Source organism: Nocardia sp. NPDC050378 (genome assembly GCF_040655675.1).
Lineage (GTDB): Bacteria > Actinomycetota > Actinomycetes > Mycobacteriales > Mycobacteriaceae > Nocardia > Nocardia coubleae.
Genome location: NZ_JBFAKI010000003.1, coordinates 405,734 through 431,358 on the forward strand (window position 1 = coordinate 405,734; position 25,625 = coordinate 431,358).

Annotated in this window: 24 protein-coding genes; 16 read left to right on the forward strand and 8 right to left on the reverse strand. The window is 65.5% G+C overall.

Annotated features, from left to right (window positions below; genetic code table 11):
- Positions 1-74: 74 nt before the first annotated feature.
- The 9 genes from infA (at position 75) to AB0I35_RS09465 (ending at position 6,242) form a co-directional block, all read left to right on the forward strand.
- Positions 75-296: a translation initiation factor IF-1 gene (gene infA, locus AB0I35_RS09425; RefSeq protein WP_003418601.1), complete on the forward strand. Its 222-nt coding sequence runs from the start codon at positions 75-77 to the stop codon at positions 294-296.
- A gap of 148 nt (positions 297-444) precedes the next feature.
- A complete protein-coding gene (gene rpmJ / locus AB0I35_RS09430; RefSeq protein ID WP_011207363.1) occupies positions 445-558 on the forward strand; it encodes a 50S ribosomal protein L36 in 114 nt (37 codons plus the stop codon).
- 179 nt (positions 559-737) lie between these two features.
- Entirely contained in the window at positions 738-1,109 is a 372-nt protein-coding gene (gene rpsM, locus AB0I35_RS09435; protein WP_067491000.1) for a 30S ribosomal protein S13, read from the forward strand.
- Between the two features lie 9 nt (positions 1,110-1,118).
- On the forward strand, positions 1,119-1,532 hold the full coding sequence (rpsK, locus tag AB0I35_RS09440; RefSeq protein WP_019045110.1) for a 30S ribosomal protein S11: 414 nt from the start codon (positions 1,119-1,121) through the stop codon (positions 1,530-1,532).
- Positions 1,533-1,554: 22 nt separating this feature from the next.
- On the forward strand, positions 1,555-2,160 hold the full coding sequence (rpsD, locus tag AB0I35_RS09445) for a 30S ribosomal protein S4 (protein WP_067490998.1): 606 nt from the start codon (positions 1,555-1,557) through the stop codon (positions 2,158-2,160).
- 91 nt (positions 2,161-2,251) lie between these two features.
- Positions 2,252-3,310 carry a DNA-directed RNA polymerase subunit alpha gene (locus tag AB0I35_RS09450; RefSeq protein ID WP_022567324.1) on the forward strand — a complete coding sequence of 353 codons (1,059 nt, stop codon included), beginning with the start codon at positions 2,252-2,254 and terminating at the stop codon, positions 3,308-3,310.
- Between the two features lie 45 nt (positions 3,311-3,355).
- Entirely contained in the window at positions 3,356-3,862 is a 507-nt protein-coding gene (gene rplQ, locus AB0I35_RS09455; protein ID WP_357395322.1) for a 50S ribosomal protein L17, read from the forward strand.
- Between the two features lie 85 nt (positions 3,863-3,947).
- Positions 3,948-4,787 carry a tRNA pseudouridine(38-40) synthase TruA gene (gene truA, locus AB0I35_RS09460; RefSeq protein ID WP_357395323.1) on the forward strand — a complete coding sequence of 280 codons (840 nt, stop codon included), beginning with the start codon at positions 3,948-3,950 and terminating at the stop codon, positions 4,785-4,787.
- Positions 4,788-4,991: 204 nt separating this feature from the next.
- Positions 4,992-6,242 (forward strand): cytochrome P450, encoded by a 1,251-nt coding sequence (locus tag AB0I35_RS09465; protein WP_357395324.1) that lies wholly within the window; start codon positions 4,992-4,994, stop codon positions 6,240-6,242.
- Positions 6,243-6,249: 7 nt separating this feature from the next.
- On the opposite strand, the gene AB0I35_RS09470 is transcribed toward AB0I35_RS09465, so the two are convergent.
- Both AB0I35_RS09470 and AB0I35_RS09475 read right to left on the reverse strand, forming a co-directional pair.
- Positions 6,250-7,929, reverse strand: coding sequence for an acyl-CoA dehydrogenase (locus AB0I35_RS09470; RefSeq protein ID WP_357395325.1), 1,680 nt, complete (start codon positions 7,927-7,929; stop codon positions 6,250-6,252).
- Positions 7,930-8,149: 220 nt separating this feature from the next.
- Positions 8,150-8,485 (reverse strand): metal-sensitive transcriptional regulator, encoded by a 336-nt coding sequence (locus AB0I35_RS09475; protein ID WP_067641208.1) that lies wholly within the window; start codon positions 8,483-8,485, stop codon positions 8,150-8,152.
- Between the two features lie 129 nt (positions 8,486-8,614).
- On the opposite strand from AB0I35_RS09475, the gene AB0I35_RS09480 reads away from it, so the two are divergent.
- The gene (locus AB0I35_RS09480; protein ID WP_357395326.1) at positions 8,615-9,427 is read left to right on the forward strand and encodes an S-methyl-5'-thioadenosine phosphorylase; all 813 of its coding nucleotides are present in this window, start codon (positions 8,615-8,617) and stop codon (positions 9,425-9,427) included.
- A gap of 11 nt (positions 9,428-9,438) precedes the next feature.
- Here the strand turns inward: AB0I35_RS09480 and AB0I35_RS09485 are convergent, their stop codons facing one another.
- On the reverse strand, positions 9,439-10,428 hold the full coding sequence (locus tag AB0I35_RS09485; RefSeq protein WP_357395327.1) for a GAF domain-containing protein: 990 nt from the start codon (positions 10,426-10,428) through the stop codon (positions 9,439-9,441).
- 107 nt (positions 10,429-10,535) lie between these two features.
- Here AB0I35_RS09485 and AB0I35_RS09490 point away from each other — a divergent pair, with 107 nt between their 5' ends.
- The gene (locus tag AB0I35_RS09490; protein WP_357395328.1) at positions 10,536-11,078 is read left to right on the forward strand and encodes an NAD(P)H-dependent oxidoreductase; all 543 of its coding nucleotides are present in this window, start codon (positions 10,536-10,538) and stop codon (positions 11,076-11,078) included.
- Here AB0I35_RS09490 and eccE read toward each other — a convergent pair.
- Entirely contained in the window at positions 11,066-12,715 is a 1,650-nt protein-coding gene (gene eccE / locus AB0I35_RS09495; RefSeq protein ID WP_357395329.1) for a type VII secretion protein EccE, read from the reverse strand. The genes AB0I35_RS09490 and eccE overlap by 13 nt on opposite strands.
- A gap of 113 nt (positions 12,716-12,828) precedes the next feature.
- On the opposite strand from eccE, the gene eccB reads away from it, so the two are divergent.
- A complete protein-coding gene (eccB, locus tag AB0I35_RS09500; RefSeq protein WP_067641215.1) occupies positions 12,829-14,307 on the forward strand; it encodes a type VII secretion protein EccB in 1,479 nt (492 codons plus the stop codon).
- Here eccB and AB0I35_RS09505 read toward each other — a convergent pair.
- Positions 14,304-15,059: a potassium channel family protein gene (locus AB0I35_RS09505; RefSeq protein WP_357395330.1), complete on the reverse strand. Its 756-nt coding sequence runs from the start codon at positions 15,057-15,059 to the stop codon at positions 14,304-14,306. The two genes, eccB and AB0I35_RS09505, sit on opposite strands and share 4 nt — an antisense overlap.
- 144 nt (positions 15,060-15,203) lie before the next feature.
- Positions 15,204-16,670 carry a type VII secretion integral membrane protein EccD gene (eccD, locus tag AB0I35_RS09510; protein ID WP_357395331.1) on the reverse strand — a complete coding sequence of 489 codons (1,467 nt, stop codon included), beginning with the start codon at positions 16,668-16,670 and terminating at the stop codon, positions 15,204-15,206.
- 184 nt (positions 16,671-16,854) lie between these two features.
- Here eccD and eccCa point away from each other — a divergent pair, with 184 nt between their 5' ends.
- From eccCa to AB0I35_RS09530, 4 genes are all read left to right on the forward strand, one after another.
- Positions 16,855-20,889 (forward strand): type VII secretion protein EccCa, encoded by a 4,035-nt coding sequence (gene eccCa / locus AB0I35_RS09515; protein WP_357395332.1) that lies wholly within the window; start codon positions 16,855-16,857, stop codon positions 20,887-20,889.
- Positions 20,871-22,343, forward strand: a complete 1,473-nt coding sequence (locus AB0I35_RS09520) for a type VII secretion-associated protein (RefSeq protein ID WP_357395333.1) — start codon at positions 20,871-20,873, stop codon at positions 22,341-22,343. The genes eccCa and AB0I35_RS09520 overlap by 19 nt, the downstream gene beginning before the upstream one ends.
- A gap of 119 nt (positions 22,344-22,462) precedes the next feature.
- On the forward strand, positions 22,463-22,783 hold the full coding sequence (locus tag AB0I35_RS09525) for a WXG100 family type VII secretion target (protein WP_357395334.1): 321 nt from the start codon (positions 22,463-22,465) through the stop codon (positions 22,781-22,783).
- Between the two features lie 36 nt (positions 22,784-22,819).
- Complete coding sequence (locus AB0I35_RS09530) at positions 22,820-23,122, forward strand: WXG100 family type VII secretion target (protein ID WP_357395335.1); 303 nt, start codon at positions 22,820-22,822, stop codon at positions 23,120-23,122.
- An 89-nt stretch (positions 23,123-23,211) separates the two neighbouring features.
- Here the strand turns inward: AB0I35_RS09530 and AB0I35_RS09535 are convergent, their stop codons facing one another.
- Positions 23,212-24,405 (reverse strand): hypothetical protein, encoded by a 1,194-nt coding sequence (locus AB0I35_RS09535; protein WP_357395336.1) that lies wholly within the window; start codon positions 24,403-24,405, stop codon positions 23,212-23,214.
- An 11-nt stretch (positions 24,406-24,416) separates the two neighbouring features.
- Positions 24,417-25,520: a hypothetical protein gene (locus AB0I35_RS09540; RefSeq protein WP_357395337.1), complete on the reverse strand. Its 1,104-nt coding sequence runs from the start codon at positions 25,518-25,520 to the stop codon at positions 24,417-24,419.
- Between the last annotated feature and the right edge of the window lie 105 nt (positions 25,521-25,625).

Below are 25,625 nucleotides of genomic sequence, written 5' to 3' on the forward strand. Positions count from 1 at the left end.
GTTCGTCGGGCCTGTGGGTGAGCAGCTACGAGGTAATCCACTCAAGGTTGAGCATAACCGGGATCGCGGAGGATATGGCGAAGAAAGACGGGGCCATCGAGGTCGAGGGTCGAGTTGTCGAGCCGCTGCCCAATGCGATGTTCCGGATCGAGCTCGAGAACGGTCACAAGGTTCTCGCGCACATCAGCGGAAAGATGCGGCAGCACTACATTCGCATCCTTCCGGAAGACCGCGTGGTCGTCGAGCTCTCGCCGTACGACCTGTCCCGCGGCCGGATCGTCTACCGCTACAAGTGATGCCTGCCTGACGTCGCGAGCCTGAGGCCCGCGGCGTCACACGGTGTTCCGGCCAAGGTCGGAACGCGACAAGAGACTTCCCCAGTCGTCGGCTGGGGAAAAACTGTGTTCACAGACCCTTGTGAACCCACGAAAAGATTGGACGGACGTGAAGGTTCAGCCGAGCGTCAAGAAGATCTGCGAGAAGTGCAAGGTGATCCGCCGTCACGGTCGGGTCATGGTGATCTGCGACAACCTGCGCCACAAGCAGCGTCAGGGCTGATCCAGCCTCACCGCCGGGCACCGATCGTCTGATCGGACTGACCGAAAAGAAGAACTCCCAGCTCCAGCGCGTACGCACGTGTGCGCGCCAACCACCGGTACGGAGGCCGGTGCCCCCATTCGCAAAGACGGGGGGACGGACAGGGAGCAGACCTCCGCAACCATTAAGGAACCTGCCACATGGCACGTCTGATGGGCGTTGATCTCCCGCGCGAAAAGCGCATGGAGATCGCGCTGACCTACATTTTCGGAATCGGGCGCACCCGCGCCACCGAGATCCTGGCTCAGACCGGCGTCAGCCCGGACCTGCGCTCGAAGGATCTCAGCGACGACGACCTGAGCAAGCTGCGCGACTACATCGAAGCGTCGGAGTTCAAGGTCGAAGGTGACCTGCGCCGCGAGGTCCAGGCCGATATTCGCCGCAAGATCGAGATCGGCTGCTACCAGGGCATCCGCCACCGTCGTGGCCTGCCTGTGCGTGGTCAGCGCACCAAGACCAACGCGCGTACGCGCAAGGGTCCGAAGAAGACCGTCGCCGGCAAGAAGAAGTAGGGATAGCGTATGCCTCCGAAGAGCCGGGCCGCTGGCCCGAAGAAGACTCAGAAGTCGCGTCGCCGGGATAAGAAGAACATCCCGCACGGCCACGCGCACATCAAGAGCACGTTCAACAACACCATCGTCTCGATCACCGACCCCGAGGGCAATGTCATCTCGTGGGCGTCGTCGGGCCACGTCGGTTTCAAGGGTTCGCGTAAGAGCACCCCGTTCGCCGCGCAGCTCGCTGCCGAGAACGCTGCCCGCAAGGCGCAGGAGAACGGCGTCAAGAAGGTCGACGTGTTCGTGAAGGGCCCGGGTTCGGGCCGCGAGACCGCGATCCGTTCGCTTCAGGCCGCTGGCCTCGAGGTCGGCTCGATCTCCGATGTCACTCCTCAGCCGCACAACGGCTGCCGGCCGCCCAAGCGCCGTCGCGTCTAGCGGGAAAGGAAACAGCTAAAAAATGGCTCGTTATACAGGCCCCATCACCCGCAAGTCGCGTCGTCTGCGCGTCGACCTCGTCGGAGGCGACCAGGCGTTCGAGCGTCGTCCTTACCCGCCCGGCCAGCACGGCCGCGCGCGGATCAAGGAATCCGAGTACCTGATGCAGCTGCAGGAGAAGCAGAAGGCTCGCTTCTCCTACGGCGTCATGGAAAAGCAGTTCCGTCGCTACTACGAAGAGGCCAACCGCCTCAAGGGCAAGACCGGCGACAACCTGCTGCGTCTGCTCGAGTCGCGGCTGGACAACGTCGTGTACCGCGCCGGTCTGGCTCGTACCCGTCGTCAGGCCCGTCAGCTCGTGAGCCACGGCCACTTCCTGGTCAACGGCGTCAAGGTCGACGTGCCCAGCTACCAGGTCTCCCAGTACGACATCATCGATGTCCGGGAGAAGTCGCTGCCCACCCTGCCGTTCCAGGTGGCGCGTGAGACCGTCGGTGACCGTCAGGTTCCGGGCTGGCTGCAGGTCGTCCCCGGCCGCCTGCGCATCCTGGTGCACCAGCTCCCCGAGCGTGCCCAGATCGATGTGCCGCTGCAGGAACAGCTCATCGTCGAGTACTACTCGAAGTAAGCGCTTTTGGTGGGGGCCGTTCCTACGACGGCCCCCGCAATCACTGATTAGGCGTCAAATAGCGGACGCCCTGAACAGGAAGTAGATCCTCATGCTGATTTCCCAGCGTCCGACACTGACCGAAGAGGTTGTGGCGGAGAACCGCTCGAAGTTCACCATCGAACCCCTCGAGCCGGGCTTCGGTTACACCCTCGGCAACTCGCTGCGTCGTACCCTGCTGTCCTCCATCCCGGGGGCCGCGGTCACGAGCATCCGCATCGACGGTGTCCTGCACGAGTTCACCACCGTTCCCGGTGTGAAGGAAGACGTCACCGACATCATCCTGAACCTCAAGGGTCTGGTCGTGTCCTCCGAAGAGGACGAGCCGGTCACCATGTACGTGCGTAAGCAGGGCCCGGGCACCGTCACCGCTGGTGACATCGTGCCGCCCGCCGGCGTCGTCGTGCACAACCCGGACATGCACATCGCCACCCTGAACGACAAGGGCAAGCTCGAGATCGAGCTCGTCGTCGAGCGGGGCCGCGGTTACGTGCCCGCCGTGCAGAACAAGGCGACCGGCGCGGAAATCGGCCGGATCCCCGTGGATTCGATCTACTCCCCGGTGCTCAAGGTGACCTACAAGGTCGAGGCCACCCGTGTCGAGCAGCGCACCGACTTCGACCGTCTCATCCTCGACGTGGAGACCAAGAACTCCATCACGGCCCGGGACGCGCTGGCTTCGGCCGGTAAGACCCTGGTCGAGCTCTTCGGCCTGGCCCGTGAGCTCAACGTCGAAGCCGAGGGCATCGAGATCGGCCCCAGCCCGGCCGAGGCGGACCACATCGCCTCCTTCGGTCTGCCGATCGAGGACCTGGACCTCACCGTCCGGTCGTACAACTGCCTCAAGCGCGAGGGTGTGCACACGGTGGGCGAGCTCGTCGCCCGCACCGAGTCGGACCTGCTCGACATCCGCAACTTCGGCCAGAAGTCCATCGACGAGGTGAAGGTCAAGCTGCACGCGCTCGGCCTCTCGCTGAAGGACTCGCCCGCTTCGTTCGACCCGTCCTCCGTGGTGGGTTACGACGCGAGCACCGGCACCTGGAGCGATTCCGGCACCTTCAGTGACACCGACGGCGGCGAGCAGGACTACGCCGAGACCGAACAGCTCTAGGCCATCGGGGGGCACCCCGGCTGCGCCTTTCACAAGGAGAATCCAATGCCCAAGCCCAAGAAGGGTGCCCGCTTCGGCGGGTCGGCGTCGCACCAGAAGGCGATCTTCGCCAACCTGGCCACGGCGCTTTTCGAGCACGGTCGGATCACGACCACCGAGTCGAAGGCCAAGGCGGTCCGCCCCTACGCCGAGAAGCTCATCACCCGCGCGAAGGCCGGCACCCTTGCCGACCGTCGCGAGGTCATGAAGGTCATCCGCAACAAGGACATCGTGCACGCGCTGTTCGCGGAGATCGGCCCCTCGTTCGAGGGTCGCGAGGGTGGCTACACCCGCATCACCAAGGCGCTGCCGCGCAAGGGTGACAACGCGCCGATGGCCGTCATCGAGCTGGTCCGCGAGAAGACCGTGACCAACGAGGCCGACCGGGCCCGTCGCGTCGCCGCTTCGCAGAAGACCGAGGCGCCCGCCGCCGAGGCCACCGAAGCCGAGGCCGACGAGGTCGTCGAGGCTCCGGCCGCCGACGAGGCCGCTGAGGACAAGAAGGACGCCTGATTCTCAGGAGTTCGATCGAGCCCGTCACCCTTCGTGGGTGGCGGGCTCGTTCTTTTGGTCAGTGTTGGTGAGGCAGGGAGGTCCGATGGACGAGATCGAGCGGGAACGGTCGCGCGTGCGGCTCGGAATCAGTTACGACGGCACCGATTTCATCGGGTGGGCGCGTCAGCCCGGGCTGCGCACCGTGCAGGGCGTGCTGGAGGAATCGCTGTCGAAGGTGTTCCGGGAGCCGATCGTGCTCACCGTCGCCGGGCGAACCGACGCGGGCGTGCACGCCGAGGGGCAGGTGGCGCATTTCGACACCACCGGCGAATTCGACCCCGACAAGCTGATGTACCGGATGGCCCGCTTTCTGCCCAAGGATGTCCGCATCACCGATATCCGCACGGCACCACCGGAATTCGACGCCCGGTTCTCGGCGATGCGTCGCCACTACGCCTATCGCCTCACCACAGCCCCCTACGGTGCCGAACCGTTGCGCGCGCGCAGCGTGGTCGCGTGCAAGCCGGGTGTGGACCTGGAAGCCATGCGCGCCGCCTCCGGAAAGTTGTTGGGCCTGCACGACTTCGCCGCCTTCTGCCGGCGCCGTGAGGGCGCGACCACCGTGCGCGAACTGCAGCGTTTCGACTGGGAGCGTGCGGGCGACCGGCTCACCGCGTACGTGAGCGCTGATGCGTTCTGCTGGTCGATGGTCCGCAGTTTGGTCGGCGCGGTGCTCGCTGTCGGTGAGGGTCGCCGGACGCCGGAATGGGTCGCGTCGCTGCTGTCGGAAACGCAACGCTCCAGCTCCGTGACCGTCGCTCCCGCACACGGCCTTAGCCTGATCGCGGTCGACTATCCCGCCGACGCCGACCTGGCCGCCCGCAATGCCCAGACCCGCGAGACCCGGACCGTCCCCACCGCCGAGGGTTGCTGCGGCGACTGACTTCCGAGCGGCGAATTTCTCCGTCACTGTCCTGACCGGCCCAGGCCACCGATCGGGCGTGACAAGGATCCTTGACCGGGGTGGCGCGAGCAACTCGGGAACTGGCGGGCGCGGCGGCATACGCGCTGGTAGGCTCTGGCCGGTTACGAGTCGAGCGGTCCGTCTGGACTACCATTGCGCCGCAGTCGATTTCAGGGAGTTATTGTGAATCCGCAGGACACGAATCAGGGTGCCATCCGCAACTCGCCGTTGTCCGCGGCGGTGCCCGAGCACCGGATTCCGCTCTACGACGAGGCGTTCGCGGCCGATCCGCACGGTGCCTATCGCCGGATGCGTGACGAGTACGAATCGCTGGTGCCGGTCGAGCTGTGGCCGGGCGTGCCCGCGACGCTGGTCATCAAATTCAGCACCGCGGTGCGGATCCTCAACGACCCCGCGAACTTCTCCGCCGATCCGAGGGCGTGGCAGGCGACCGTGCCACGCGATATCCCGATCATGCCGATGATCGAGTACCGGCCGAACGCGCTGCGTACCACCGGCAAAGGCCACATCCGCTACCGCGACGCCGTGAACGACGCGCTCGCCGGGATGGACCTCAATGTCATGCGCACCAGCGTGGAGCGATCGGCCATCCCGATCATCAACTCGTTCTGCACCGACGGGCACGCGGATGTGCTGCACCAGTACATCTTCCCGATGGTCTTCTCGGTGCTGTGCGAATTCCTCGGCTGCCCGCCCGAGATCGGCGCGGAAGTCGCCAGGGCCAATGCCGCGATGTTCGACGGCGTGGACACCGACAAGGTGAACACGATCATGACCAACGCCCTGCTCGACCTCACCGCGCTGAAGCGCTCGCAGCCGGGCGACGACATCACCACCCGCCTCGTCCAGCATCCGGCGCGACTGACCGACGACGAGATGGTGCATCAGCTGGTGCTGCTGTTCGCGGCAGGCGTCGAGCCGCCGATGAACCTCATCGCCAACACCCTGCTGCTGATGCTGACCGATCCCCGCTTCACCGGTGAAGGCAACTCGATGCCGTTGTCGACCAAGATGGCGATCGATGAGCGCCTCGCCACCGACCCGCCGATGGCGAACTACTGCATCACCTACCCGCGCCAGTCCGTGCCGATCGACGGTGTGCTGCTGCCCGCACAGCAGCCGGTCATCATCAGCATGGCCGCCTGCAATACCGACCCGACGATCAACACCGGCGATTTCCTCGGCAACGGCTGGAATCTGGCGTTCAGCGCGGGCGAACACGCCTGCCCCGCGCATGCGCGCCCGTACGGCGTGCTCCTGGCGCAGGACGTCATCGACCAGCTCTTCGATGTCCTGCCGGAGCTGAAGCTCGGAGTGGCCCAGGACGACCTCGTGTGGCGTCCCGGGCCATTTCACCGAGCGTTGTCAGCGTTGCCGGTCGTGTTCCCACGAACGGCACCGCTGTCGCTGTAACGGCCTATCAGCTGTTGATGCGGCTCTCCCACGCGCCGGGTAGATCGTCGAACAGCACCGGCGCGCCGAGGATCTCGTCGTCGAAGCCGAAGGAATCGAGCAGGGCCGGAACGTTGTCGGCGAGAGTGTCGATGGCTTCCCGGAGCTGCTGCTTGATGCCTTCGACAGCGGCGACGTCCAGGTAACCGCGGGTGAGGTACCACGCCGCATTCTGATCGAGGTAGTGCAGCGCGAAAACGTTACGCACGGCGGCGATTTCGGGCAGGTGCTCGTACCGGTGGAGCAGCTGCAACGCTTCCTCCGCGCTGTAGGCCTCGGCGAGTTCGAGCGCTTCCGGAATGACGGCGAGCCGATCCGCGAGGTCTCCCGATTCCAGATGCCGCTGGGCTTCCTGCACGATCGTGAGGGTGCGCGCGGTGAACAGGCCCAGGCGGTCGGTGGTGACGGCGGGATCGTGCAGACCGGTCTGCGGCGGTACCTTGCCCGCGAGGTGCCTGGCCAGGACGCGTCCGGCCACAGAGCCGAGCACATGGCAGTCGCCTTCGCCGGTGATGGCCGCGTGGCAGACGCCGATGTAGTCGGCGACCCGGTTGGCACTGAACATGCCCTGCGCACCCATCTTGATGCGGCAGTGGGTCACCGTGTCCAGGGCGTGCAGCTGGATGAAGTGCTTGGCCAGCATCACCGAGACGACGGTGTCGCGATCGGTGAGGTCGCTGTTGGCGAGGGAGGTCTTGACCGCGTTGCCGAAGATGGTGCGCGCGACCGTGCCTGCCAGGTCGGTGAGCAGGGTGTTGCGCACGTGCGGGATGTCGGCCATGACCGTCGTGGCGGTCGGCGTCAACGGCACCGCGCGCTTGGCGGCGTAGCGCAGTGCGATGTAGAGCGAGGCCCGCGCGGTGGCGTTCAGACACGACGCGAGGGCCAGGCGGCCGACCGTCAGCTGGCTGATCGCGGAAGCGAACGAGCGGCGCTGGCTGTCCTCGTCGTTCCAGGTCAGGACGCCGTTGTCATCGATGGTCGCCAGGTTTCCACCCAGCCAGGCGCTGCGGTCGACGCGCAGATTGTCGAAGCTGATGACCGAGTTGTCCATGATGACCAGCGGCTGTCGGTCGAGCTGGGTGATCGTGACACCGGGTGCGGCCGTGCCGTCGGCCACCCGCAGACGCGCGGTGAACAGGTGCACGCCCTGATCGACACCCGCCGCGTCGATGAAGCGGGCACCGACGACGCACACGCGCGAGACCGGGATACCGACGCTCGGCATGAACTTGCGTGCCCTCGGGTTCGGGGTGTTGATGACGAACCCGCCGTCTTCCCAGGTCGCCGTGGTCTGCATGAAGCCGATGTTGGAGCCGCAACCGTATTCGGTGAGCAGCATGACGCCGATCGCGGTGGCGTCGTCGAGGTCGTGCAGGTACGGCGCCGCCGAGTCGGAGTCGGTGAGCGTGGACAGCGAGCCCGACGCCAGGTTGAAGTGGCCCGAGATCAACGGGATGAGGTCGGTCGCCAGCACCGCGGACCAGTCGAACAGCGCGAACAGCTGGGGGAGGTTGGTCGCGACATCGCTGGCCTTGCCGAGTTCCTTGACCAAATCGCGCAGCTGGGCGTAGGCGTTCTCGCGCCGCTGCGCTTGACCCTGATGCACGGTGATGGCGTAGTCGGGGTCGATCAGCAGTTGCTGCAACCGTTCCTGAAAATCTCGCTCACCGTGGCGGAGAAGTTCCGAAAGAGGGGTGTCTGCCGTGTTGCTTTGCGCCGTCATCATCGATCCTGCTCTCACGTGGGCGCCACGACGAACAGGTTCACGGCGCCCCTGAATACCGAAAATGCATTGTTGCACAGCGGATTACGCCAATTCTGTGAATCGTCACTTCACAACAGTCGGTGCAGGCAGACGCGGTCTTTCAGGATCGGACGAGCCGCGCGATGGCGTCGGTGGCTTCCTTGATCTTCGCCTCGGCCTCGGGTCCGCCCGCGACGGCGGCGTCGACGACGCAGTGGCTGATGTGGTCTTCGAGCAGCCCCATCGCGACCGCCTGCAGGGCCTTGGTCATGGCCGAGACCTGGGTGAGGATGTCGATGCAGTACTTCTCCTCCTCGACCATGCGCTGCAGGCCGCGGGCCTGGCCCTCGATGCGGCGCAGGCGCTTGAGATAGTCGTCCTTGGCGGTGATGTAGCCGTGGCCGTGGTGGCCGGCGTGCTCGTCGGCGGGCGCGGTGTCGGGGGTGGGTGTGGTCACCGTGGTCTCCTCGTGCGTCGTGCCCGCCGGATGCGAGCTAATACCCCCCTAGGGTACAGTTTTGCGCCGAACTTGTCAGATATGGTCCCGGTGCTTCGCGCGACCAGCCCGGACGGGAGAATCAGCGGTATGAGTTCGCATCCCCGGCCCGCCCTCGCCGTCATCGGCGGCAGCGGTTTCTATGACTTCTTCGACAACGACGCGGTGCACGTCGACGTCGACACACCGTATGGCACGCCGAGCGCCCCGGTCGCGATCGGCGAGGTGGAAGGCCGCCCTGTCGCCTTCCTCCCGCGCCACGGCAAGCAGCACGAATACGCCCCGCACACCCTGCCCTACCAGGCCAATATGTGGGCGCTGCGCTCGCTCGGCGTGCGCCGGGTGTTGGCGCCGTGCGCGGTCGGCAGCCTGCGTGCCGATTGGGGGCCGGGGACCGTCGCGGTACCGGATCAGCTCGTCGACCGCACCTCGGGCCGCCCGCAGACCTACTTCGACGGCGGCGGTATCCACGTCTCCTTCGCCGACCCCTACTGCGACGACCTGCGCGGCGCCGCGGTGAAGGCGGCCGGTGCCGGTCGGCTGCGTGTCGAACCGTCGGGCACGATGGTCGTGGTGCAGGGCCCGCGCTTCTCGACGAGGGCCGAGAGCCGCTGGTTCGCCGGGCAGGGCTGGGATCTGGTCAATATGACCGGCCACCCCGAAGCCGTCCTGGCTCGGGAGCTCGAAATGTGCTACGCCGCAGTCGCTCTGGTCACCGACCTGGACGCGGGCCTGGAGGAGGGGCAGGGTGTGCACGCGGTGGACGTGTTCGCCGAGTTCAAGAAGAACCTAGGCCCGTTCAAGGAGCTCATGCGCAGCGCCGTGGCGGCCGTCGACGGTACCGACACCTGTGAGCGTTGCCAGGTGCACGCCGGGGTGTCGCTGCCCTTCGAGCTGCCCTGAGCCGAACTGGCTCAGCCTTCGGACTGCCCCGGGGCGAGTCGCACCTGAGCCAGGACGAACAACGGTGTGCCGTCGCCCGGCGCGCCGGGCAGGGGTGACACCTCGACGTCGGCCACCAGCCACCCACCCCACTCGGTGGCCAACCGCAGTCCCGGCAGTGTCGCGTTCGTCGCCCCCGCCAGGATCTGCTCGCGCACCTCGAGGATCCTGACCCGGTCCTCGGGGTGCGGGATGTCGCGGTCGTCGACCCGGTGCCAGCGCACTCCGGGCAGCGGCTCGGTCACCCATCGCACCGGACGCGCCTGTACGGTGTCGATGATGGCCAGATACAGCCCGGGCTGAGTGTCGCGCAACAATTCGAGGGTGGTCGCCTCGAGTGATTTCGGTTGTGGCGCAATGCTGTCGGTGACGTCGATCGACACGCCACGCCACTGGAACCGGTCGTCGGTCTCGTTGCGGGTGGCGATCAGCATCGACCGAGGCCCGATCCCGGAACGTATGGTGGCGATTCCCGACCAGCGACTGCCCGGCTCGGAACGATTCAGCGCGGCGACGAGATCGAGCGCGCCGTCGAAGCGCTCCACCAGCTGGTACGGCTCGGCGCCACGATATTCCCTCGGTTCGGCACCGAAGTGGGCGCCGAGGCCGCCGGGCCTGCTGCTCACCCGGCGGGTGCGCGCATCGATCCGGAACGGCGAGACACCCAGTTCCTCGGTGGGCGCCTGCCTGCCCACCCACACTTTCACCGCATGCGGCGCCGAGCCCGGCCACACCACGGGGACCGCGCGAAACCGGTGCTCCGACCACGGTTTCCGCGATTTCGGCAGCACCTTGTCGATCGGTTCGCCCGAGTCGTGGGCGGCCACGACCAAGGGCCGCAACTGCGCCGAGATCGCCCGTTCGTAGGACGTCCACTCGCGCGGTGTCGTGCCCGAAGTGAGCATCGACCAGGTATGCGCTTCCCCCAGGGTTTCCACCAACTGCCAGCGGTCGAGAATCATGAGCGTCCCCCTTCGTCACACGTCGCCGGAACATGAACGAACGGTGACCATCGTGCCTGATCCGCCCGCTCGCATCGGCGCCGGGGCAGCATCGATAGGCTCAGGGTATGGATGAACCACTGCGGTTGGAGGTCATCGTCGCCAGCACCCGGCCCGGCCGGTTCGCGCCCGTGGTGGCCGACTGGTTCCTCGGGGCGCTGGCCGACCGGCCGGAATTCGAGGTGGGGGTGCTGGATCTGATCGATCATCCGATGCCGACCGAGCTCACCGACACTCCCCAGGTCGCGGCATTCCGGGAACGGCTCGGCGCCGCCGACGCCTTCGTGGTCGTCACCTCCGAGTACAACCACGGCTATCCGGCCTCGCTCAAGGCCGCGCTCGACAGCGCCAAACACGAATGGCGGGCCAAGCCCATCGGTTTCGTGTCCTACGGCGGGCTGTCGGGTGGCTTGCGCGCGGTCGAGCAGTTGCGGCAGGTCGTCGCCGAACTGCACATGGTCTCGGTGCGCGAATCGGTGAGTTTCGCCCAGGCCAAACGGCACTTCGACCCCACCGACGGCGCGGCGGTCGATGCCCGCGAGCGGATGCTTCGCCAATTGGCCTGGTGGGGAACGGTACTGCGGGAAGCGCGGCCGACCTATCCCGGCTGAGACGCCATCGCCCGCTGGCCGCGCGGCTGACCGATGTAGGTCGACTCGCGTGGGATGGAGACCAGCGTGAGGTTCACCCTTGTCGTGCCCGTACGCAGCACCACCCGGTTACCGACCGCACCCGGCTGATAAATCTCCAGGTCGGGACGGGAAGCGGGCCAGCCGTTGGGATCGGCGGTGAGGTAGATCGTGGTGACACCGGCGTGCGGGGCAGGCGCGAGCACACCGTCGACGATGGTCGCGGTGAATCCCGCGTCGGACTGGTGCGTTTCGACCGCGATCGTCAACCGCTCGGGGTTGCCGACGGTAGTCACCAGCTGCTCCCAGGCCTGGGCGCGATCGGTGCGGATCAGTACCCGCTCACCGACGGCGAGCGCACGGAATACCAGCTGCTGAGCCAGGTACAGCTCACCGGCCACGTAGACGGTGGAGATACCGGCGCCGATGATGCGCGTCGCCACACCGTTGCCCTCCTCGTCGGAACCGAGCAGCTGCCCGCACCCGGCCGAGGGCAGGTGCAGCGCGCCGATCACGTCGATCGGGTACTCGGTGGTCGGCACCGTGTCGTCGACGCCGGGCACCGCGATCGGCAGGTGCGCGAGCAACGCGTCGCGGTGGCGCCCGTTCATCGAGATCATGCCCTTGGTCTTGGCCTTCTCGGGCAGCTCGCGCGCGGTCAGCCGCCAGGCCGCGCCCACGCTCACCGATTCGGCGTCACTACCCGGGCGCAACCGCACGGCGACGGTCGTGCCGCGCGACGGCGCCACCCACAGCTGGGCGAGCAGGTCGGAACCGAGCTGCGCGGGGTCGACGGCGCTGCCGATATTGACCGCGTTGCCGATCTCGGCGTACTTCCAGCGCTGGCTGAGCGTGCGCGGATCGAGCCCGACGGTGATCTGCTGCACCGCTTTCCGGATTTCGGGAGCGGTGAGGATGCGGGCGTTGCAGTCGGCGTCTTCCAGCGTGCGCATGATGCGCTGGGTGGCGATGGTGACCGCGCGGGAGGCACCTTCGGTACCGCCGCCGCGCCGTGCCGCGGCCTCGGGGCACCGCACCGCGTCGAAGCTGATCGCCAGCCACACCGTGCGATGCGCGGTGGCGGGCAGCGGGCCGAGCAGCGACTCGTAGATCGCGCCCGCGGGTGTGCCGGAGCGGCTGCGGTGGCCGTGGCTGATGATGTCGATGCCGCTGAGCAGGATGTCGTGCTGGGTGAGGCACGCGGCGAGCTCGGGCAGGGGTAGCAGGTGGGAGGCGTGCACGGCGGTGCGCGCGATTCGGGTGAGTCCGCCCTTGGGCGGCAGGACCTCGACCACGGTGACCACCCGGCTGCCGTCCCAGTACAGTCCGAGCGAACGGCCGTCGGCGCCGCGGAAATCCACGGTGTCGCCCAGGGTGTAATCCCGCTTGCTCGCGTAACCGCGGATGGTGGAGAGCCAGTCGAGGATCGTGCGCTTGCCGATCGGGATCAGCGGAACGAGCATCACCGCAACCGCCACCCCGAGCGACGGGAACGCGCCGAGGCCGACCACCAGCGCGACGAGCCCCGCGATGAGACCGAGGACCTGCGCGATGAGCAGATGCGGCAGCGAAATCCGACCGAACAGCGGACGCGGACCCGCACCGGTGAAGTCGGCCATTCGTTCCTCCCCCAAGTACCCGATTACCGATCGACCGATGGCCGAATGCGAACAAGTGCTGCCGGGAACTGTACTGTGTTGCCCGGACAAGAGCACTGTTCGGGGGAGGAACCATGCCTTCAAAACCCACTACGCGCTGGCAGGTCAGCGGTTACCGCTTCCTGGTGCGGCGGATGGAGCACGCCCTTGTACGGCGCGACGTGCGCATGCTGCACGATCCGATGCGCGCCCAAACCCGTGCCTACGTGGTCGGATTGGTGCTCGGCATCGTCGTTCTTGCCGGTTGCGGCGTGCTCGCCCTGCTCAAACCGCAGGACAAGATCGGCGACAACAAGATCCTGATCGGTAAGGAATCCGGCGGCGTCTACGTGGTGATCGACAATGTCGTCCACCCCGCGCTCAACCTGGCCTCCGCCCGTCTGGCCGCGGGGGAGGCGGCCAAAGCGGTGATCGTCAAGGAGTCCGAACTCGGCAAGAAGCCGCGCGGTCAGCTGGTGGGTATCCCCGGCGCCCCCTCGTCGATCCAGTACGACAAGGACGGCAAGGGCAGGCCCTGGTCGGTGTGCGACCGGCTCAAGGCCGACGGCAGCACCGACCTCACCACCTCCGTCCTCGCGGGCGCACCCGAACTCGGCGATAAGGCGTCCAAGGTCGACACCGGTAAGGCGATGCTCGTCAAGGGCAAGGACGCCACCTACCTGATCTACGACGGCAAGCGGGCCCGCGTGAAGATGGACGACCCGCCGGTCACCCAGGCGCTCGGCATCAGTGGTGAAACGCCGCGCCCGATCAGCGAGGGACTGCTCAACGCGATTCCCGAGATGCTGCCGATCATCACCCCGGTCATCGACAACCCGGGCGGCACCCCGCCCTACAAAGTCGGCGGCCACCGGATCGGTGACGTCGTCCAGGTCTTCAACGAGCCCAATCAGAACTATGTCGTGCTCCACGAGGGACTGCAGGCGGTCTCGGCGTTGACCGCCCAGATCATCCGCAACTTCTACCCGACGGTCATGCCGGGCACCACGATTCAGGCGACGGACAAGACCTTCGCCCCGCACGTGCAGACGCTACGGGTCCAGGACTATCCCGCCGAGCGGCCGACCCTGATCACCGCCAAGGACCAGCCGGTCAGCTGCATCTCCTGGAAACCGATCGCCGGTGCCACCGACAACGACGACAGCACCGCACGCGCCGAACTTTCCCTGATCACGGGAATCGACATGCCGATCCCGAACAAGGCCAAGCTCGTCGACCTGGCTCAGGCCGACGGTGTCGGCCCGAACGCCGACTCCGTCTACATCCCACCGGGCGTCGGCGCCTACGTGCAGTCCACCGGCATCGAGCCCGACAGCCGCCGCAAGGACAGCCTGTTCTACATCGCCGACACCGGTGTGCGCTTCGGCATCAAGAACGCCGAAGCGGTGAAGGCGCTCGGCCTCGAGAACGTCACCGCCGAACCCGCGCCCTGGGCGATCATCGGGCTGCTCGCCGGCGGCCCGAGCCTCGGCCGCGAGGACGCGATGGTCGCGCACGACGGTGTGTCGCCCGATCCCTCACCCGCGAAACAGCCTGTCGCGTCGGTGAATTAGCCGCCAGGCGTTTCCCGCTCGGTGGTCAGCGCGGCCACCTCGGCACGCAGCGAACGCACCTCCTCGACCAGTTCGGCGAGAGTGCGTTCGGTGCGGTCGGCGGCCTCGTCGACGGTTTTGAGCTGCTCGACCACCCAGCTGGTCATGGTGCCGATGGCGAAGGAGATCAGGCCGATGCCGAGCGTCATCAGGACCAGCGATACCAGGCGGCCCTCGGGCGTCACCGGGTAGACGTCGCCGTAGCCGACGGTGGTCACCGAGACCGCCGACCACCACAGCGCGTCGGCGAAGGACTTGATCTTGCTGTCCGGTGCGCCGTACTCGGCGTCGAAGAACGCCAGGCTGCACAGCAGCAGGATGAGCAGCGAGCTCGTCGCGACGAAGGTCATCAGCCGGGTGCGCGGTTTGGTCGCGCGGTTGAGGCTGTCGAGCAGCAACAGTGCCACGCGCAGCAGTCGCAGCGGCCGGAACGGTGGGACAAGGACTACGAGCAGGTCGAGGGGGTGTTTGCGGACGAAACGGCCACGGTCGGTCGACAGATACAGCCGCACCGCGAAATCCACCGCGAACGCCGCCCAGATCGCGACATCGGCCCAGATCAGGGTGATGTCGAGGGTGGGGGAGGCCTGGGTGTCGAGTACCCGCCAGGCGTAGATGAGCAGGAACGCGATCGCGAGCACCATCAACGGCAGGTTGGTGCGCTGCTCCCAGCGTTGCCGCCGGGTGAGCGGGCGCTCGGTCGTCGTCGTCATCGCTACCTGCCTCGCTGGTCTACACGTCTGAGCAGGACAGTAGCGCGCCCCGGCCGCCACCGAGGGCAGTGCTCGACCGACGAAAAAGGGGCCGCCTACCCACCGGTCGAAACCCGTTGGGAGGCAGCCCCGTCCGTGGCAAAGCTACAGACCGCGCACCAGCGAGTAGAGGTCGGCGACCCAGAACACCAGCGGAAGCACCGCGGCGACGAAGCCGTACTCGATGAGTTCGGCGGCCCGGCGCATCGGCGGGGTGGCGGACTGGTTGGGCACGATCAGGCCGATGACCAGCGCGGCGACCAGGATCACCAGCGCGGCCCCGAACACGACGAGCGGCTGTTCCATCCCGACCGCGACCCCGATGAGCATCAGCAGCACGATCGCCGAACCACCCGCGATCAGTACAACGGCCTGCTCGGCGCCCGCGTAGGTGCGGCTGCGGAACATCAGTACCACCGCGCACACCAGCGCCAGCGCGATGCCGGGCCAGTACGGGTCGTCGGCGGACGGGTTGGTCGCGAGCAGCGCGCCGACGACGGTGACCAGCGTGGTCGCGCTGACCAGCCCGGCGAGGTAGTTGCGGGCCCGTTCGGAGCGGGCGCGCAGGTTGTCGAGGGTCGGCAGGGCGCGGTGGTCGTCCGGGTCGTCCTCGGTGGGGTCGATCGGGGTACCGGGGGACGGGACCGGCGGCAGCGGCAGCTTGGCCAGCAGCATCGAAACACGCGGCGAGAGTGAAAGACCCGCGAGCGCCAGTGCCGCGACGACGGCGCCGATGGCCTTCACCGGCTGATCGGTGAGCAGACCGACCAGCGCGGCGGGAACGACGAACACCGAAATCGCGGCGGCACCGATGAACAGCGCGAGCCCCACCCCGGTCACCCGCCACGCGAGCACCGCCGTCGCACCGAGCAGCGCGGCGCCGAGCAACAGATTCGCCCAGCCGTAGTGGTCGGGCACCAGCATCATGCCGCCGGTGAACGCGGTCGGCAGGGCGCATCCGCCCAGGACCAGCGCGGCGGAGGTGTCGCCGTACATGCGGCTGAGCACGGTCCCGGCGATCACGCACAGCACCGCGACGAACAGGGCGAGCGACCCGCTCACCCAGAACGGCACACCGTCGGGGGCGGCGAGCAGGCCGAAGCAGCCGACCAGCATCGTGAGCGCGGCGAGCACGGAACCGGTGATGCGCGCGGTCTTGGGGGTCCAGCTGCGGTAGTGCTCGGCGTCGGCGATCGCGACGTTGTACATGATGTCGTCGAACAGTGGCGTCGGCGCGGTGTGCGAGGCGCTCTCGAGCATCAGCAACTCACCGTCGCGCACGCCGTGTTCACCGAGGCTCAGCGAGTTCGAGAAAGGCGGGTGGCCGATGCGGGCCAGGACCCATTCGGCGGGTTCGTAGCGTTCGCCGTCGTTGTCGAAGTCGTTGGAGCGGCTGTGCGCGGCGACCATGTCGACCACACTCGGGATGACGAGCGCGACCGGGACATCCACCGGAATCGCCATGTCGACCTGTGTGTGCTTGGCCAGAATCGTCACCCGGGCAAGGTCGGGTGCGCGAACGATTCCGCGCGCGGAATCCTCTTCCACATGATCGAGTCGCGCGTGCGTCAAAACTCCCCCAACTCCGTCTCTACCTCGCGTTTCCGCTCGACCGGTCAGCGGCCGACAGTTTGCGGAACCCACCGTTCGGACAGCAGAATGCCTGACGAACCATACGACATGTCGGCCGCGACCTCTACACTGAGCCCGTCGCGAGGACAGACAGCGAGTAGTCAAGCAGGGGGAGTCTTCGACCATGAGCACAGTCCGGTTCCAGCGCCGTGCCCGGCGCGAGATGCCGCGCACGCCCGGTGGCGAAGTCACCCTCCAGCCGCCCCCCGAGATCCCGCGCATCACGCCCGGAAGTCTGCTGATGAAGCTGATGCCCGTGGTCATGGTGGTCGGCATGGTCGGCATGATGGCGCTGATGTTCACCCAGGGCAGCGGCATGCTGTCCAACCCGATGTCGATGATGTTCCCGCTGATGATGATCATGTCGATGGTCACCATGTTCGGCCAGGGAAACGGCAAGGGCGCCAAGGCCGCCGAGGCCAACGAAGACCGTAAAGACTACTTGCGATACCTCGATCAGGTCCGCAAGGACGTCGACGAGACCGCCAAGCAGCAGCGCGCCGCCGTCGAGTGGAGTCACCCCGAGCCCGGTCTCATCTGGATGCTCGCCGGCACCAGCCGCATGTGGGAACGCCGCTCCGGCGACAAGGACTTCTGTCACGCCCGCATCGGTCTGGGTGGTCAGCGCCTCGCGACCCGCCTCGTCGCCCCCGAGACCGGTCCCGTCGAAGAGCTCGAGCCGATCGCCGCGGTCTCCCTCCGTCGTTTCGTCCGCGCGCATTCCACCGTCCCCGACCTGCCGACGGCCATCGCCGTGAAGGGTTTCGGCACCATCGCCCTCGACGGCGACCGCGCCCAGGCCCGCGACATGACGCGCGCGATGTTGTTGCAGCTGTGCATGTTCCAGGCCCCCGACCAGGTGCTGGTCGCGGTGGTGTGCGGCCCCGACACCGCCCGTGAATGGGAGTGGACCAAGTGGCTGCCGCACACCCAGCACCCCGAGGTGACCGACGGTGTGGGCACCCAGCGCATGTTCTACGGCTCCATCCGCGAAGCGATGTCGGGCCTGCACCCGCTGCTCGGCAACCGGGTGCGCTACTCGCGTAACCAGCCGAACAACCCGAACATGGTGCACGTGGTGATCGTGGTCGACGGCGGTCTGCTCGAAGCCGAGGACGACCAGCTGCGCGAGTCCGGTTTCGAGGGCGTCACCATCATCGACCTGTGCAATTACGCACCGCGCCTCGCTGTTTCGCGTGGCATCAAGATGGTCGTCGAGAACGGTGAATGCCTCGGCCGCGGTGCCACCGGCAACCAGGAACGCTTCGCCACCATCGACCGCGTCAGCGCCGAGCAGGCCCAGCAGGCCGCCCGTCGCCTGGCCCCCTACCGCGCCGCCACCCAGCGCAGCAGCGATGTGGAGACCGACGAGTCCGAGGCCATCACCAGCTGGGCGCAGCTGATGAACCTCGGCGACATCGGCAACTTCAACCCCGCCAGCGCGTGGCGTCCCCGCTACGGCCGCGAACGCCTGCGCGTGCCCTTCGGTCTCGGCGCCGACGGTGCCCCCGTGGAACTCGACATCAAGGAAGCCGCCGAGAACGGCATGGGCCCGCACGGCCTCTGCATCGGTGCCACCGGTTCCGGCAAGTCCGAGTTCCTGCGAACCCTCGTGCTCAGCCTGCTCGCCACCCACTCACCCGACCAGCTCAACCTCGTCCTGGTCGACTTCAAGGGTGGTGCCACCTTCCTCGGCCTCGACGGTGTCCCGCACGTCGCCGCCGTCATCACCAACCTCGAAGACGAGGCCGACCTCGTCGACCGTATGAAGGACGCCCTGGCCGGTGAGATGAACCGGCGCCAGGAAGTCCTGCGTCAGGCGGGCAACTTCGCCAACGTCTCCGAATACGAGAAGGCCCGCGCCGCAGGCGCCGACCTCGATCCACTACCCGCGCTGTTCGTCGTGCTCGACGAGTTCTCCGAACTCCTCACCCAGCACCCCGATTTCGCCGAACTGTTCGTGATGATCGGCCGCCTCGGCCGCTCGCTGCACGTGCACCTGCTGCTCGCCTCCCAGCGCCTGGAAGAGGGCAAGCTCAAGGGCCTCGAGTCCCACCTGTCCTACCGCATCGGCCTGAAAACCTTCTCCGCCAACGAGTCCCGCCAGGTCCTCGGCGTCCCCGACGCCTACAACCTGCCCAACTCACCCGGCGGCGGCTACCTCAAAGCCGACTCCGGCGAGATCCAGCGCTTCCAGGCCTCCTACGTCTCCGGCCCCTACGTCGGCGGCGGCTCCCAGCGCGAGGTCACCAGCGCGGGCATCGTCGGCGGCGAAATCGACGTCAACGCCCGCCCCTTCAGCGCCACCCACGTCGACTTCCGCACCTCCGACCGCATCCCGTTGCCGGTCGAAGCGGAGTACGAGCCGGAACCGACGGGCGACGAGAACGACCAGGTGTCGAACCTGAACATGCTCGTCTCCCGCATCCAGGGCCATGGGCGGCCGGCGCACGAGATCTGGTTGCCGCCGTTGGACGAGGCGCCGACGTTGGATCAGTTGATTCCGCGGTCGATCCTCACGGGGGAGTACTCCGCAGCCGCCACATTGCGCGCACCGATCGGCATCGTCGACAAGCCATACGACCAGCGTCGTGACCCGTTGATGCTCGACCTGTCCGGCGCGCGTGGCCACGTGGCGATCGTCGGTGGTCCGCAATCTGGTAAGTCGACTGCGTTGCGTTCGCTCGTGATGGCAATGTCGTTGGCGCACACGGCCGAACAGGTGCAGTTCTACTGCCTGGATTTCGGTGGTGGCACCCTGGGCAGCCTCGAAGGCCTGCCGCACGTGGGTTCGGTGGCGAGCCGTCTCGATCCCGACAAGGTCCGCCGCACAGTGGCAGAAATGTCGACGCTGGTCCGGCAGCGAGAGAAGCGCTTTCACCAGCTCGGCATCGAGTCCATGGCGGAATTCCGGCGGTTGCGGGCCGCCGACCCGAACAGCAGCCCAGCCGCGGCCGGCGCACACGCAGACCCGTACGGTGACGCCTTTCTGGTCATCGATGGTTTCGGCACGATCCGCCAGGATTACGACGCCCTAGAGCAGCAGATCACCAACCTCGCGCTGCAAGGTCTTTCGTATGGTGTGCATGTGGTGATCTCGCTGTCCCGGTGGATGGAAGCCCGTCCCGCTCTCAAGGACCAGATCGGCACCCGCATCGAACTCCGGCTCGGTGACCCGATGGACTCCGAGATCGGTCGCAAGTTCGCGGCCCTCGTCCCGCAGGGCAGGCCCGGCCGTGGTATTACCCCGGACGCGCTGCACATGTTGATGGCACTGCCGCGAGTCGACGGCAGTTCGGACCCGACAGACCTGAGCACCGGTGTCGCCCATGCGGTCGAGATGATCGCGCAGCGCACACCCGGCCGACCGGCCCCGGGCACCCGTACGCTCCCCGATGAACTCGATCGCGCGGCACTGCTGCGTGCCGTGAATAATTGGCCGGCGGGCCTCGACATGTCGCGGCCGAACATGCAGGTGCCGATCGGGGTCAACGAGTCCGAGCTCGCACCGGTGATGCTGAATCTCGCTGAGACGCCACACTTCCTGGTATTCGGTGACAGTGAGTGCGGTAAGACCGCGTTGCTGCGCGGGATTTGCCAGGGCTTGGTCGAATCGAACACGGCCGGACAGGCCAAGATCATCCTGGGCGACTACCGCCGTACCCTGCTCGGCACGATCGAGAGCAACCACCTGGCGGGCTACGCCCCGTCGTCGGAGGTTCTCGCCCCGTTCGTCCAGCAGGTCGTAGGCATCCTCAAGTCGCGAATGCCCGGTGCGAATATCACCCAGCAGGAATTGCGCACACGTTCCTGGTGGTCCGGGCCCGAGCTGTACTTGATTGTCGATGACTACGACCTGGTCGTCACGTCATCGGGCAACCCGCTGTCGCCGCTGGTCGAATACATTCCGCACGCGAAGGACATCGGTTTCCACCTGATCATCGCCCGTCGTTCGGGTGGCGCTTCGCGCGCGCTGTACGAGCCGGTCATCTCGCGTATGCGTGATGTCGGCTGCATCGGCTTGGTGATGAGCGGTAGCCGCGACGAAGGCCAGCTCTTCGGCAACATCCGCCCGAGCGCTATGCCGCCCGGTCGAGGCACCCTGGTAACCAGGAACGCGACTGACCTGGTGCAAGTGGCATGGTCGCCAGCATTGTGAGCGTCATTGACGTGGTAGTCAGCGGTGCCCGTCTCTGGGCGCGCACCGCTGCCCAACACACCGATGTGATCCCTTCGGTGTTGTCCGTCGAGGGAGGGATCACCATCGGCGCTTCCGTCGGACCGGATCAGCCGTCGGTCGGAGTGCTGACGATGGCCGATTCTGCGTGGATCGGATTCAGCCCGACACCCGTGTCGACAGCAGATGCGGTGAACGCGGTAGTCGATGAGTTGTTCTCCGAGCTGAGGCCGTTTGCCCCCGACTCGACAATCGCTGCGGCACACCCGGGTTCATGGTCGAGGGCGCGGTGCGAGCTCTTCGGGAACGCGCTCGCCAGGTATTCGAGCAGGGTCGTGCTCGAGCCACTGGCCACCCGCATCGCATCCTTGCGCCAAGCACTCGCCTCGTCCGAGCTGATCGTTGTTGTGGAGGTCGAGCCGCTGCACCTCACGGTCAGCGCCGTGGCACGGGCCCACGGCCAGGTGCGTCTCACCGCCTGCGAGCACGACCCGGCCTTGGGTGTGGAGGAACTCTCGGAGGACAACTTCGAACGTCTGGCTTCGATGATCCAGGTGGTCGTCGAAGGACACCGTCCGTCGGCTGTGATCGTGGTCGGTCAACACGGCGCCGAGCTGGACGAACAACTACGCGACTTCGTCGCCGGAATCTGGCCCGTGCAGCCTCCGCTGGTCCAGTCGTCGACCTACACAGCCTTGCATCGCCCGCAACCGCGCACAGGCGACGCCTACGGCTCGCAGGGCCGACCGAATCGCCAGGATTGGGTGGGGACACTGCGCGAACGTGCCGCCGCCTCGGCCCCAAACCCGCGGGCGGGCATAGCGAAAGCCGTTGCGGCTATGGGGCTTGTGCTTGTTCTGGTCTCGCTCGGCGCCGTCGCCATCCTGACGGCCAGAGGCGCTGAAGGGGACGCGGCGACAGCCGCTCGTGCGGAGCCCACAACCAGTGCGATGCCGAATGCGGGACCGACGACTACCTCACCTTCGATGTCGTCCAGCCGCCCTGCAGCCCCGTTATCCAACCACGTGCTGGGCCGCGTGACCTTCGCAATCCCCTCGGAGTGGCAGCTAGCTGCGGTTTCGACACCCGAGCGCGCCACCCTTAACCCGAAGACCGCAGCAGCTGCACGAATTACTGTGACGTACAACACTGTTGCAGATCTCGCCGGATATGATGAAGTGCTAAGGGACATCACGTCACGAATCGGCCGGGCCGAGCCCGGACGGTTCACCACACCGGAGCGTGACGTGGTGTTCGCTGGGCGCCGGGGGATCGGCTACCAAGAACTTCCTGGTGACGGGTCCGTCGTCAGGTGGTATGTCCTGCTAGACCACGGTGTCCAAGCAAACATCGGGTGTCAGCACGGGACGGAGGGATGGGGGGCTATCAGCTCGGTATGTGAGCAGGTCGTGAGGACCGTCATGATCTCGCCGTAGTGCTGGAAATACTTTCAAGAATGATGGAACCGAATGCGCCGATGGTGCGTCCAACCAAGTGAGGGCACAGATCTCCGACCTGGTCTGGTCCAACCGCTGAGAACGAAGGAGCCAACAAAATGGGGTTCGTAGCAGAAACACACGAGATCAAGACGTTCTCGGACCAAATGAAGCAGAAGTGGGAGGCGATCAACGGTATGATCGCAAGGGCTGACACCCTCGCGCAGAACGTCAATAGCCCCGCATTTCAGGGCGAGGCTGGTACCGCCTTTCAGAACACGATGACGAGGTACCTTGATGCCGCTCGTCGTATGAACACTCAGTTGCATGATTCCTCGGATCGGGTGGCGGCAGTTGCTGCTACCATCACCGATGAAGAAGCCAACAACGCGAAAGATATTCTCGCCGCCCAGGGGCCGGCCCTGGATATGAGTTCCTAACCCAACCACTAGTTAATCAAAATCGGAGGGGCAATAATGGCTGACATTGGTGCAGTACGGTATGACTTTGGCGCGATCAACGATTCGGGCTCCGGTCTGCAGGCCGCAGCTCGGGAGATCACTACCGCTCTCCAGGACTACGAGAACGCTTTCGAGCGGTTCATCGTAGACAACTGGGAGGGTGAAGGCGCAGCTGCGTTCTCTATTATTCAGACTAAATGGCAGGCTGATTCGATGGAACTGAACGCATGCCTTCAGGCCATCGGTACCAAGACAATTTCGGGTGCCGAGAACATGCAGGCGACCGATGTGCGTCTGGCTCGCATGCTCGAGGGCTAGTATCTACCTACAAGGGGCGGATTCGGGATATTCCTAATCCGCCCCTTATGGTATGTACAAGTGGTCTGAAACGGCTGAAGCTGCACGGATTAGCGGTTCACTGCTAGCAGCGTGTACTGCGCCGCTGTCCGTTGCAGCAGCTCTGGCGCGGATGGCGCTTCGATCACCGCAAGATAGCGATCAAATGCTACGTAGCAGACGTTGGTCTGGAGGTAGTAGGGGACGTGTTTGTCCTTTTCTTTGAAGCATTTGGCGACCGGTAGTCCCGCCGGGCTTTCGATGGGGCTGAGATATTGGCCAATGGGGGCAAGTAGCGCATCCATTAGTGCAGAAGCAGCTTTGGAATCCTTCGCGCGGTAAACCCTGGTGTCTGCCTCCCGGGATACAAGATCGACGCCTGCATTCACGAGGGCAGGTTTTGCATCCTTGGGCCGGTGCTCGTGTGCGAGCGCGGCTTGCAACGGCTCTACCGCGCCGTCGGGAAAGCCATCGCTCCAATTATCTTTTGTACCCGGAAGGGTGCGGCTCAACATTCCGTCGACATCAATTGCGAGTCCAGGGCGATCGGCGACCGGCGTCGGGGTGTAGCCCGCCGTCATCTCTATGAGTTTCGCATAAGCCTTTGAAATGAATTCAATCGGTCGTGTGGGATCGCGTGGTATGGAGACGAGATCCACGACTCTCACTCCGAAAAGCATCGATCCGTGCGCCATCCAAGAGTCATAGTCCATTGCTCTCAATTGGGTGTGCGCGGTTGGGTGCCCAGGGATGCTCATTGTTTCCGACTTGATACTATCGCTCTTGGGCACCTGCTCCGCTACCAGATTGTTCTTTGCTACCTCTGCTTCCGCGGGAGTGCTGAAGCTAAACGCGCGGAGAAATGCCTGCAAGCCAGCTGCCGAGTTTTGCCGTCGGTGGCCGTCGGTGGTCCAACCTGCGATGAGTCCCGGTGTCAGCTCGCGGAACCGTTCCTTGTCGACGGAGCTAAGTGAGGCGGGTATAGCGGGCGTTACCCGAGGTGATGACGTACTACTCAAGAACGCGTAGCTCGGGTCCGCGTCATAGGGAATCGGAACGTGGGCTCCGAGGCGTATCGCTTCGATCGCGGCACCGGTATTATCGACTTTGGCCTCATCGGCATTACGCGGAACTGATTGGTAGTTCCCTGTTTCGAGTGCTTTGAGATCTATCGATGCCATCGCATTTTCTGTGGAATCGGAGCTGCATCCGGCAGTTGTTGCGAGCAGTAGCACCGCGGCAGTTGCAAGTGAACTGGCCTTCACTGAACATCCCCCTATTCGGTCGTGGCAAGGAGCGCGTATTGAGCTGCCGCGCGCTCGTAAAGAACAGGATCGACTTGTCCAGAGAGCTTCGATCGAGCCGTAACGACGCCAACCCACCTGCCCTTGACGACTGCGCATAGCAGGTCGTAATTCCTGACGGGGTCCTTCTCGTACAGCTGTACGCACCTCGCATCGGCCATAAGCGACGGTGCAGGAGTCTCGTGATCGCGCTTTCCAAGGCTGGTCAACGCTACTTGCAGCTGGAAGGCGCCCTCGAGATCGCGTGTTCGGTATACGATACCGGCCCGACGCCCCACTAGATCAACACCGCTAGCGGTATAGGCCTTCCCGACCTGCGGGAGGTTTCTTTCGTAGTGCAGGTGGGCGGTTGGGGTATACGCGCCGAAGTCGCCCTGATCGTCGAATGGATACTTCGGGGATTCTGACGCCAACGCCTTCTTCATGATCCCGTCTGGATCCACTGGACTGTCCAGGACGTCTTCCCAGGCCATCGGGACCAAACCTTCGATCTTGGTAAGCTGAAGGTTCATCGCTTTGCTCAGGTTTGTAGTCACGGCCGTCTCGTCTGGTGCAGCTCGCCCGTAGTTGATCATTACCAGATATACGCCGCGAGCAGCGACCGCAGTACCGGCGGACCAACTGGATGAGTACGCCGTGACATCGGGCATGTCATTGATCTTGATCTGCTGCGGGCTCTTCTCCTGGATTGCCCTTCCGAGATCGGTGGTCGCCTTGGAGGCTGCAGATTCTGTTGGAAATCGGAGTAACGAGACGATTAAGCGACGAGGGCTTCGGGAGTTGCCGTCGGTTCGTGCGACGTAAGCGCCGGCGACCATTGTATTGTCGCCTATAGCGGGCTTGAATTCGTCCGGAAACACTGGTGTCTCGAACGGATCCTTAGGTTCTTTGAAGGTCTCGACCCCAGCGAGTTCGTCGGCTTCCGCGTCAATGTCTGCTGCGGAGATGACATAGTTCAGCATCCGCTTGGATTCGATTCTGCGAAGCTCGGCAGCCTTTGCGGTGCTGCTGAACTCGTAACGGTACGGCTCGGCAGTGTAGCTGCCCATATTCAATTTCGACAGATCGGCAGGCATCTCGGTGGGGCTCGGGGCGCCACTTATCGCCGACCCGCACCCTGAGATAGCAAGCGAGCCGACTGCAAATAAGCCCGCAATTGTAAATAAGCTCGCAATTCTTTT

Coding starts and splice junctions, on each gene's coding strand:
- AB0I35_RS09540 (WP_357395337.1), bottom strand. CDS start 25,520: ATGCCTGCCGATCTGTCGAAATTGAATATGGGCAGCTACACTGCCGAG.
- AB0I35_RS09525 (WP_357395334.1), top strand. CDS start 22,463: ATGGGGTTCGTAGCAGAAACACACGAGATCAAGACGTTCTCGGACCAA.
- rpsD (WP_067490998.1), top strand. CDS start 1,555: ATGGCTCGTTATACAGGCCCCATCACCCGCAAGTCGCGTCGTCTGCGC.
- AB0I35_RS09485 (WP_357395327.1), bottom strand. CDS start 10,428: ATGATTCTCGACCGCTGGCAGTTGGTGGAAACCCTGGGGGAAGCGCAT.
- AB0I35_RS09480 (WP_357395326.1), top strand. CDS start 8,615: ATGAGTTCGCATCCCCGGCCCGCCCTCGCCGTCATCGGCGGCAGCGGT.
- infA (WP_003418601.1), top strand. CDS start 75: ATGGCGAAGAAAGACGGGGCCATCGAGGTCGAGGGTCGAGTTGTCGAG.
- AB0I35_RS09450 (WP_022567324.1), top strand. CDS start 2,252: ATGCTGATTTCCCAGCGTCCGACACTGACCGAAGAGGTTGTGGCGGAG.
- AB0I35_RS09520 (WP_357395333.1), top strand. CDS start 20,871: ATGGTCGCCAGCATTGTGAGCGTCATTGACGTGGTAGTCAGCGGTGCC.
- AB0I35_RS09505 (WP_357395330.1), bottom strand. CDS start 15,059: ATGACGACGACGACCGAGCGCCCGCTCACCCGGCGGCAACGCTGGGAG.
- rpsK (WP_019045110.1), top strand. CDS start 1,119: ATGCCTCCGAAGAGCCGGGCCGCTGGCCCGAAGAAGACTCAGAAGTCG.
- rpsM (WP_067491000.1), top strand. CDS start 738: ATGGCACGTCTGATGGGCGTTGATCTCCCGCGCGAAAAGCGCATGGAG.
- rplQ (WP_357395322.1), top strand. CDS start 3,356: ATGCCCAAGCCCAAGAAGGGTGCCCGCTTCGGCGGGTCGGCGTCGCAC.
- truA (WP_357395323.1), top strand. CDS start 3,948: ATGGACGAGATCGAGCGGGAACGGTCGCGCGTGCGGCTCGGAATCAGT.
- eccE (WP_357395329.1), bottom strand. CDS start 12,715: ATGGCCGACTTCACCGGTGCGGGTCCGCGTCCGCTGTTCGGTCGGATT.
- eccCa (WP_357395332.1), top strand. CDS start 16,855: ATGAGCACAGTCCGGTTCCAGCGCCGTGCCCGGCGCGAGATGCCGCGC.
- AB0I35_RS09490 (WP_357395328.1), top strand. CDS start 10,536: ATGGATGAACCACTGCGGTTGGAGGTCATCGTCGCCAGCACCCGGCCC.
- AB0I35_RS09530 (WP_357395335.1), top strand. CDS start 22,820: ATGGCTGACATTGGTGCAGTACGGTATGACTTTGGCGCGATCAACGAT.
- eccB (WP_067641215.1), top strand. CDS start 12,829: ATGCCTTCAAAACCCACTACGCGCTGGCAGGTCAGCGGTTACCGCTTC.